Below are 8,814 nucleotides of genomic sequence, written 5' to 3' on the forward strand. Positions count from 1 at the left end.
CTCTTCCGATCTATATTGTACGGGACGCGGCAGTGACGCTGACGGACGTGCGCGGCGAGGTGGTGGCCAGTACCCGCAGCGGCCGTGAGGGCAGTTATGTGATCGCCGAGCTGGTCGCGGGGGAGTACACCCTGGCGGCGAGCGCCCCCGCCTTCCGCCCCGCAGCGCTGCCGGTCAGTGTGCAGGCGTCGCGGGAGACCCGGCAGGACATCGAGCTGGCGGGCGGCGCGGTGCTGCGGGGTACGGTACGGGCCGGCGGCGGCCGGCCGGTCGAGGACGCCCGGGTCACCCTGCTCGACGCGGCGGGGAACGTGGTGGACACCCTCACCACCAACGCCGACGGCACCTTCCGGTTCGTCGACCTCTCGTCGGGCGAGTACACGGTGATCGCGGCGGGCTATCCGCCGGTCGCCACGGTGCTCCAGGTGGCGGGCGGCGGACGCACCGAACGGGATCTCCAACTGGGCCACGAGGACTGACTGAATTTCAGTCAATAATTTGCCGTGCGCGGGCGCACCACCTATTAGTTCATTGCCCGGCGGATCGCGTGTGCAGGGCCGTACCGTGGTGGGTGAAGCCGCAGATCCTGGCGGCATGGAAGGAGCCTTCCACCCATGGACAGTGGCTTTCCGCCGGGCTTGCCGCAGCAGTTCGCCGCGGCCGGCCGGATTCCGCTCGCCGTGGTCGTCGTGGACGCGGACGGCCAGGTGTCGCACTGGTCCACCGGCGCACGGAGACTTTTCGGCCATTCCAAGGAAGAGGCGGTCGGTCAGCAGGCCGGCGACCTGATGCCGGTCTCCGGAGCCTTCGCCGACGACGAACACGGGCTGGTCCACGGCCTGTACGACGCGGCCGACGAGCTGGGTCCCGAGCTGCACGGACGCGCGGCCTACCCCACGGCGGGGCGGGCGAAGGTCTCCGAGCCCGGCCGGGATCCGCTCGACGTGCTCTGGTGGTCCTACCCGCTGGTCGGCCCCGGCACGGGGCGCCATCTCGTACTGGCCGCCGACGCGCGGCAGTTCAGCGGCGGCACGACCGGGGAGGACGCGGCGGCCCAGCGGATCACGCCCGGTTTCGCCGCGCACACCGAGTTCCCCGACGGGAACGGGCTGGCCAGAAGGCTGCCGGACATCCTGCCGAACATGGGCCCCGCCGAGGCCACCCGCATCACCTCGCAGGTCCTCGAACTGGGCTATCCGGTGCTGGAGTTCAGCCGGCACGCCCAGGTGCCCGTCACCCCGGACTGGGGAGTGCCGCAGCGGCCGGACGGCCGGCAGGGCGCCGCGCGTGCGGGCGCGGGACAGCCGGGTGCCGGGCAGGCCGGTGCGGGGCCGGATTTCGCCGGGCCAGCCGCCGCCACGCGACGGCCGGCGCCCCGACCGGAGACGGATCTCGAATACGCCGCCGTCCGTGAGCGGTTGGAGTTCCTGAACGAGATCAGCGGACGCATCGGGTCCTCGCTCGACCTGGAACGCACCATCCGGGAGGTGACCAGCGCCGCCGTGCCCCGGTTCACCGACTTCGCCGGCACACATCTGCGGGCGGCCGTACTGGCGGGCGAGGGGTTCCCCGAAGGGGTGCCGGACGAGAGCACCGTCTGGCACCGGGTCTGGGTCGAACACAACGACGAACCGGGCCGCTGGGACGACACGGTCCCGGTCGGCGAGGCCATCGCCTTCCCCCGGCACACACCGTTCTTCCAGTGCATGGTCACCGGCGAACCGGTACTGATCCCCCGGCTCAGCGAGGAGCAAGGGGACCGTATCTCGGGGGAGTTCGAGAAGCGGGACCTGCGGCCGCTGATCAACAACCGCTCCCTGCTGCTCGTACCGCTGAAGGCGCGCGACGTGGTGCTCGGCTTCATGGTGCTGATGCGCCGCAGCGACCGTGCGCCGTTCGACGACATGGACCGGACGACCGGCGCCGAACTCGCCGCCAGGGCGGGGCTCGTGCTCGACAACGCCCGGATGTACACCCATCAGGAGAATGTCGCCGAGACACTGCAGGACAGCATGCTGCCGACGGTCGCCCCGCACATGGCGGGCTGCGACATCGCCACCCGCTACCTGCCCGGCACCCGGCTCGGCCGGATAGGCGGCGACTGGTTCGACTCCGTCAAACTCCCCGGCTCACGAACGGCGTTCGTGGTCGGTGACGTGATGGGCCACGGGCTCAACTCGGCCGCGATGATGGGCCAGCTGCGCACCGCCGTCCAGACGATGGCGACGATGGAGCTGCCGCCCGCCCAACTGCTCCGTAATCTCGATGACTTGGCGCAGCGGCTCGGCGAGCGGTATCTGGCCACCTGTCTGTACGCGGTGTACGACCCGATCAGGTCCGAGCTGCAGATCGCCAACGCGGGCCATATCCCCCCGGTGTTGGTACGCGCCGCCGACGGCTGCGCCGAACTGCTCGACCCGCCGACCGGTGCGCCCATCGGCGTCGGCGGTGTCGCCTTCGAGACGGCGACCTACTCGGTGGCGCCCGGCGACCGGCTCGTGCTGTGCACGGACGGTCTGGTCGAGGTGCGCGGCCAGGACATCGGGGAAGGGCTCGCCGCCCTGTGCGAGCACGCCGCCCATCCCGCCGCCTCGATGGACACCGCCTGCGACACGATCATCCGCGCCCTGAACACCAGAGAAGGGCGCGACGACGACGTGGCCCTGCTGATGGCGAGGCTGAACGGCATTCCGGCCGACGATGTGGCCGAGTGGCAACTGGCCCTGGACCCACGGGAGGTGGCCCGCGCCCGACGGCTGGTGCACGGCAGACTGCTGGACTGGGAGCTGCCGGAAGCGGTGGAGACCGCCGAACTGCTCGTCAGCGAGCTGGTCACCAACGCCGTGCACCACGGCAAGTGCCGCCATATCGGGCTGCGTCTGGTGCGTACCGACGCCCTGCTCTGCGAAGTCACCGACGACGAACCGGCGCCCGCCGCCCTGCGGGACGCAGGGGCGGACGACGAGATCGGCCGTGGACTGCGGGTGGTCAGCAGACTCGCCAGGGAGTGGGGCAGCAGCACCGGTACCCACGGCAAGACGGTGTGGTTCGAGCAGGCTCTGGCGTAAAAAGTACGTTTCGGGTCGAACGTCTGAGCCGAGTGGCCCCCGCCCACTTGCCCGGCGCCCGGCGGCGACGGTAGTCCGGTGCCTCACAACCAGACATGGGAGGCCGTATGGACGTCTCGGAGCGCTACCGGGAGTCATGGGAAGGTTTCTGGCGGACGACCTCGGACGCGCCGGGCGAGGCGATGTGGGACGCGGAAGCCGGCCTCTCCGCCGTCCCGCACAGCGAACTGCTGCTGCCGCACGCCGACACCGCGCTGCCCGTGGTCGACCTCGGCTGCGGCAGTGGCACGCAGACGCGCTATCTCGCCACCCTCTTCGCCCGCGCCATCGGGGTCGACCTGTCGGACGCGGCGGTCGAACACGCCCGCCGCGCCGACCCGGAGAAGGCCGCCGAGTACGAACAGCTCGATCTGGTCGACGCCGAAGCGGTCCGGGCGCTGGGGGAGCGCACCGGCGACACGAACGTCTACATGCGGGCCGTGATCCATCAGAGCGAGCCGCAGGACCGGCCGGCCGTCGCTGCGGCCGTGGCCGGGCTGCTCGGCGTGAAAGGCCGGGCGTTTGTGGTCGAACTCACCCCGGCCGCGCAGGGCGTGCTCAAAGGCGCCGCCGAGTCGCCGGGCGGACCGCCCGCCAAGCTGCGCCGGGTCTTCGAGCACGGCCTCAAGCCGGCCGGCGCGGCGGACGAGGAGGTGCCGGAGCTGCTGCGCGCGGCGGGCCTGCGGATCCTGGCGAGCGGGGACACGGCGCTGCCGATGACGGAACGGCTGCCGGACGGCACCAGGATCGATCTGCCGGCCCGGTGGTTCGTTCTCGCCCGCGAGTGAGCCGGCGGTTGGTGAAGGTGCTGGTCGTGGGCCGTGCGGGTCGCATTAGAGGTCTAGACCACCGTTAGTTTTCCACAGGGCTGGATCGGCCACACCGGGGCGCGTACGGTTTCCGCCATGAAGATCCTCATCAGCGCCGACATGGAGGGCGCGACCGGTGTGACCTGGCCGGCCGACGTCCTGCCCGGCACACCCCAGTGGGAGCGCTGCCGCTCCTTGTTCACCTCGGACGTGAACGCGGCAGCGCTCGGCTTCCTCGACGGCGGCGCGGATGAGGTGCTGGTCAACGAGGCGCACTGGAGCATGCGCAATCTGCTCCTGGAGCGCCTCGACGACCGCGTCCAGATGCTCACGGGCCGTCACAAGTCGCTCTCCATGGTCGAAGGCGTCCAGCACGGGGACGTGGACGGGATCGCGTTCGTCGGCTATCACACCGGCGCGGGCACCGAAGGTGTCCTTGCTCACACCTACCTCGCCAACTCCATCACCGGCGTCTGGCTCAGCGGCGTCCGGGCCAGCGAGGGGCTGCTCAACGCCCATGTCGTGGCCGAGTACGGCGTCCCGGTGGTGCTCGTCACCGGTGACGACCTGACCTGCGAGGACGCCGCGGGCTACGCACCGCGGGCCCGGAGCGTCGCGGTCAAGGACCATGTCTCGCGCTACGCGGCCGTCTGCCGCACCCCGGCGCGTACGGCGGCCGACATCCGCGCCGCCGCGAAGGAGGCGACGGCGCTGGCCGTGCGTCATGAGCCGGTGACCGGCAAGACCTTCACCGTGGAGCTGGAGTTCGACGCCGCGCATCTCGCGGCGGCCGCCACCGTCGTCCCAGGGGTCACCCCCAGCGGCGAACGGCGTGTCGCGTACACGAGCGGGACGATGTATGAGGGCATTCGCACGTTCAAGGCGGTCACCACGATCGTCTCGTCCGCGGTGGAGGAGCAGTATGGCTGACATGCAGACGGCGCTGGACGAGGTGGTCACCTTCACCTCCGAGCTCATCCGTATCGACACCACCAACCGAGGGAGCGGCGACTGCCGGGAACGTCCGGCGGCCGAATATGTGGCCGAGCGCCTCGCCGGCGCCGGCATCGAACCCACGCTTCTCGAACGGACCCCGGGCCGCACCAACGTGGTCGCCAGGATCGAGGGCACCGACCCCTCGGCCGAGGCGCTCCTCGTCCACGGCCATCTGGACGTCGTCCCCGCCGAACCCGCCGACTGGTCGGTGCACCCCTTCTCCGGTGAGGTCAAGGACGGCGTGGTGTGGGGGCGCGGCGCCATCGACATGAAGAACATGGACGCGATGGTCCTCGCCGTCGTCCGCGCCTGGGCCAGGGAAGGGATCAGGCCGCGCCGGGACATCGTCATCGCCTACACCGCGGACGAGGAGGCCAGCGCCGTCGACGGCTCGGGCTTCCTCGCCGACCACCACCCCGAGCTGTTCGACGGCTGCACGGAAGGCATCAGCGAGTCCGGCGCCTTCACCTTCCACGCGGGCCCCGGCATGGCGCTCTACCCGATCGCCGCGGGCGAGCGGGGCACCGGCTGGCTGAAGCTCACCGCGCACGGCAAGGCGGGCCACGGCTCGAAGGTGAACCGCGCCAACGCGGTCAGCAGGCTCGCAGCGGCCATTGCCAGGATCGGCGAGTACGAATGGCCGGTCAGGCTCACCCCGACCGTGCGGGCGGCCCTGCGGGAACTCGCCGCGCTGCACGGCATCGAGGCCGACGTCGAGGCGCCGGACTTCGACACGGACGGGCTGCTCGGCAAGCTCGGCCCCGCGGCGGCGCTCGTCGAGCCGACCGTACGCAACAGCGCCAACCCGACCGTCCTCGAAGCCGGCTACAAGGTCAACGTCATCCCGGGACAGGCGACGGCGCTGGTCGACGGGCGGATGGTGCCGGGCGGCGAGGAGGAGTTCCGCGCCACCCTGGACCGGCTGACCGGACCCGACGTGGAGTGGGAGTTCCACCACAAGGAGATCGCGCTCCAGGCCCCGGTCGACTCACCGACGTTCGCCAAACTGCGCGCCGCCGTCGAGCGCTTCGACCCCGGCGCGCACACCGTGCCGTACTGCATGTCGGGCGGCACGGACGCCAAGCAGTTCTCCCGGCTCGGTATCACCGGCTACGGCTTCTCGCCGCTCAAGCTGCCACCGGGCTTCGACTACCAGGCGCTCTTCCACGGCGTCGACGAACGGGTACCCGTCTCCGCGCTGCACTTCGGCGTCCGGGTCCTCGACCACTATCTGCAGACCGCATAGGGAGAGCCGCCACATGCTGACCACGGGCGCCTACGGAACGTGGCCCTCGCCGATCGACGCCGCACTGGCCGCCTCGCACGACGGCCGCCCCGAATTCGTCGGGGCGGTGGGCGACGAGGTGTGGTGGACCGAACCACGCCCCGCCGAGGGCGGCAGGCGGGCGCTGGTGCGCCGGACGGCGGAAGGACACGAGGAGCCGGTGCTACCGGCCCCGTGGAACGTACGCAGCCGGGTCATCGAGTACGGCGGCGCCCCCTGGGCGGCGCAGGCGCGCCCCGACGGCGGCCCGCTCGTCGTCTTCGTGCACTTCCCCGACCAGCGGCTGTACGTGTACGAGCCGGCGGCAGCCGCCGAGCCCCGGCCGCTCACCCCGCTGTCGCCGACCGGCGGCGGGCTGCGCTGGGTCGACCCGGTGCTCAGGTCCGAGCGCGGCGAGGTCTGGTGCGTGCTGGAGGAGTTCACCGGCGAACTCCCCACGGACGTACGGCGGGTGATCGCCGCCGTACCGCTCGACGGTTCGGCGGCCGACGACCGTACGGCCGTGCGTGAACTCTCCGACGACCGGCACCACTTCGTCACCGGGCCCCGGCTGTCCCCGGACGGCCTGCGGGTCGCCTGGCTCGGCTGGGACCACCCCCGGATGCCCTGGGACGGTACGGAGGTGATGCTCGGCGAGGCCGGCGAGACCGGTCCCTTCACCGGCGTCAGGTCCGTCGCGGGCGGGACCGGCGAGTCCGTCGCGCAGGTGGACTGGGCGCCGGACGGTTCGCTGCTGTTCGTCTCCGACCCCGACAACTGGTGGCAGCTCCAGCGGATCCGCCCCGACGCCCTCGCCGCACCCGCCGCCGGTGCCGGGCCGCTCGCCGCCACGGTCCTGTCCCCGCGCGGCGCCGAGGAGTTCGGCGGGCCGCTGTGGAAGATCGGCCTCCAGTGGTTCCACCCGCTGCGCAACGGGCTGATCGCCGTCATCCACGGCACCGGCGCCAACGCGCTGGGCATCCTCGACCCGGAGAGCGGCGAACTGGTCGACGCCGTCGGGCCCTGGACGGAATGGGCCTCCACCCTCGCCGTCCAGGACAGCCGGGTGATCGGCGTCGCAGCCGGAGCCCACACCGGCTTCGAGATCGTCGAACTCGACACGCTCACCGGCCACTCCCGGGTGATCGGCTCGCCGCACCACGATCCCGTCGACCCCGCGTACTACTCCCGGCCCGAGTCGCGGGTCTTCACCGGGCCCGGCGGCCGGGAGATCCACGCCCATGTGCACCTGCCGCACAGCCCCACCCACACCGCGCCCGACGGTGAGCTGCCGCCGTTCGTGATGTGGGCGCACGGCGGCCCCACCAGCCGCACCCCGCTCGTCCTCGACCTGGAGATCGCCTACTTCACCTCACGCGGCATCGGCGTCGCCGAGGTCAACTACGGCGGCTCCACCGGCTACGGACGGGAGTACCGCGAGCGGCTGCGCGAGCAGTGGGGCGTCGTGGACGTCGAGGACTGCGCGGCCGTCGCCGAGGCGCTGGCCGCCGAAGGCAGCGCCGACCCGGCCAGGCTCGCCGTACGCGGCGGCAGTGCCGGCGGCTGGACGACAGCGGCGTCCCTGACGACCAGCGACGTCTACGCCTGCGGCACGATCCTCTACCCCATCCTCGATCTCGCCGACTGGGCCGCCGACGGGACGCACGACTTCGAGTCGCGCTATCTGGAATCCCTGATCGGACCGCTCGCCGAGGTTCCCGACCGCTACCGCGACCGCTCGCCCGTGCACCTCGTCGACCGGGTCAGCGCGCCGTTCCTGCTGCTCCAGGGCCTGGACGATGTGATCTGCCCGCCCGTCCAGTGCGACCGCTTCCTCGCGGCGATCGAGGGCAAAGGCGTACCGCACGCGTACATCGCCTTCGAGGGCGAGGGCCACGGCTTCCGGATGCGGGACACCCTGATCCGCTCCCTCGAAGCCGAACTGTCCCTGTACGCACAGACGTTCGGCTTCGACCGTCCGGACGTCCCGCGACTGGAGCTGCGCAAGTGACCGTCACCGCACTGATCCGGCCGGCCCGGCTGCGCGCGGGCGACAAGGTCGCCGTCGTGGCGCCCAGCGGGCCGCTGCCCGAGGAGCGGCTGCAGAGCGGCCTGGACATCCTGCGCGGCTGGGACCTCGACCCGGTCGTCGCGCCCCATGTCCTCGACACCCACCCTCGGTTCGGCTACCTCGCGGGCACCGACCAGGACCGCGCACGCGACCTGACCGAGGCGTGGTGCGACCCGTCCGTCTCCGCCGTGTTCTGCGCACGCGGCGGCTACGGCGTGCAGCGCATGGCCGAGCTGCTCGACTGGTCCGCCATGCGGGCCGCCGGCCCCAAGGTCTTCGTCGGCTACAGCGACGTCACCGCCCTGCACGAGGCGTTCGCCGCCCGGCTCGGGCTGGTCACCCTGCACGGTCCGATGACGGCGGCCGTGACCTTCCTCAAGGACGCCGCGACCCAGGAGTCGCTGCGCGCCACGCTGTTCGAGCCCGAGTCGGTACGGACCCTGGGGCTGGGGACGGCCGGCGGACTCGTCCCCGGCCGGGCGGCCGGTGTCACGCTCGGCGGCTGCGTCAGCCTGCTCGCCGCCGACCTGGGCACCCCGCACGCGCGGGGCGGCGCGGCGGGCGGGC

The 8,814-nt window shown here is 72.0% G+C and carries 7 protein-coding genes; all 7 read left to right on the forward strand.

The features are described 5' to 3' along the window. The coding region (locus HY68_RS25135; RefSeq protein WP_157874458.1) for a carboxypeptidase-like regulatory domain-containing protein at nucleotides 1-479 on the forward strand (479 nt) is incomplete at its 5' end. Between the two features lie 135 nt (nucleotides 480-614). Then, nucleotides 615-3,068, forward strand: coding sequence for a SpoIIE family protein phosphatase (locus HY68_RS25140; RefSeq protein ID WP_041992613.1), 2,454 nt, complete (start codon nucleotides 615-617; stop codon nucleotides 3,066-3,068). Nucleotides 3,069-3,175: 107 nt separating this feature from the next. Next, the gene (locus HY68_RS25145; protein ID WP_041992616.1) at nucleotides 3,176-3,895 is read left to right on the forward strand and encodes a class I SAM-dependent methyltransferase; all 720 of its coding nucleotides are present in this window, start codon (nucleotides 3,176-3,178) and stop codon (nucleotides 3,893-3,895) included. Nucleotides 3,896-4,012: 117 nt separating this feature from the next. Further along, complete coding sequence (locus HY68_RS25150; RefSeq protein WP_041992619.1) at nucleotides 4,013-4,846, forward strand: M55 family metallopeptidase; 834 nt, start codon at nucleotides 4,013-4,015, stop codon at nucleotides 4,844-4,846. Next, nucleotides 4,839-6,158 (forward strand): M20/M25/M40 family metallo-hydrolase, encoded by a 1,320-nt coding sequence (locus HY68_RS25155; RefSeq protein WP_041992622.1) that lies wholly within the window; start codon nucleotides 4,839-4,841, stop codon nucleotides 6,156-6,158. Before HY68_RS25150 ends, HY68_RS25155 begins: the two co-directional genes overlap by 8 nt. A 13-nt stretch (nucleotides 6,159-6,171) precedes the next feature. Next, nucleotides 6,172-8,187, forward strand: a complete 2,016-nt coding sequence (locus HY68_RS25160) for a prolyl oligopeptidase family serine peptidase (RefSeq protein WP_041992626.1) — start codon at nucleotides 6,172-6,174, stop codon at nucleotides 8,185-8,187. Continuing rightward, a partial coding sequence (locus HY68_RS25165; RefSeq protein WP_041992629.1) for an LD-carboxypeptidase occupies nucleotides 8,184-8,814 on the forward strand: 631 nt, incomplete at its 3' end. The genes HY68_RS25160 and HY68_RS25165, both read left to right, overlap by 4 nt.

Origin of the sequence: Streptomyces sp. AcH 505 (assembly GCF_000818175.1) — a bacterium.
Lineage (GTDB): Bacteria > Actinomycetota > Actinomycetes > Streptomycetales > Streptomycetaceae > Streptomyces.

Coding starts and splice junctions, on each gene's coding strand:
- HY68_RS25140 (WP_041992613.1), top strand. CDS start 615: ATGGACAGTGGCTTTCCGCCGGGCTTGCCGCAGCAGTTCGCCGCGGCC.
- HY68_RS25145 (WP_041992616.1), top strand. CDS start 3,176: ATGGACGTCTCGGAGCGCTACCGGGAGTCATGGGAAGGTTTCTGGCGG.
- HY68_RS25150 (WP_041992619.1), top strand. CDS start 4,013: ATGAAGATCCTCATCAGCGCCGACATGGAGGGCGCGACCGGTGTGACC.
- HY68_RS25155 (WP_041992622.1), top strand. CDS start 4,839: ATGGCTGACATGCAGACGGCGCTGGACGAGGTGGTCACCTTCACCTCC.
- HY68_RS25160 (WP_041992626.1), top strand. CDS start 6,172: ATGCTGACCACGGGCGCCTACGGAACGTGGCCCTCGCCGATCGACGCC.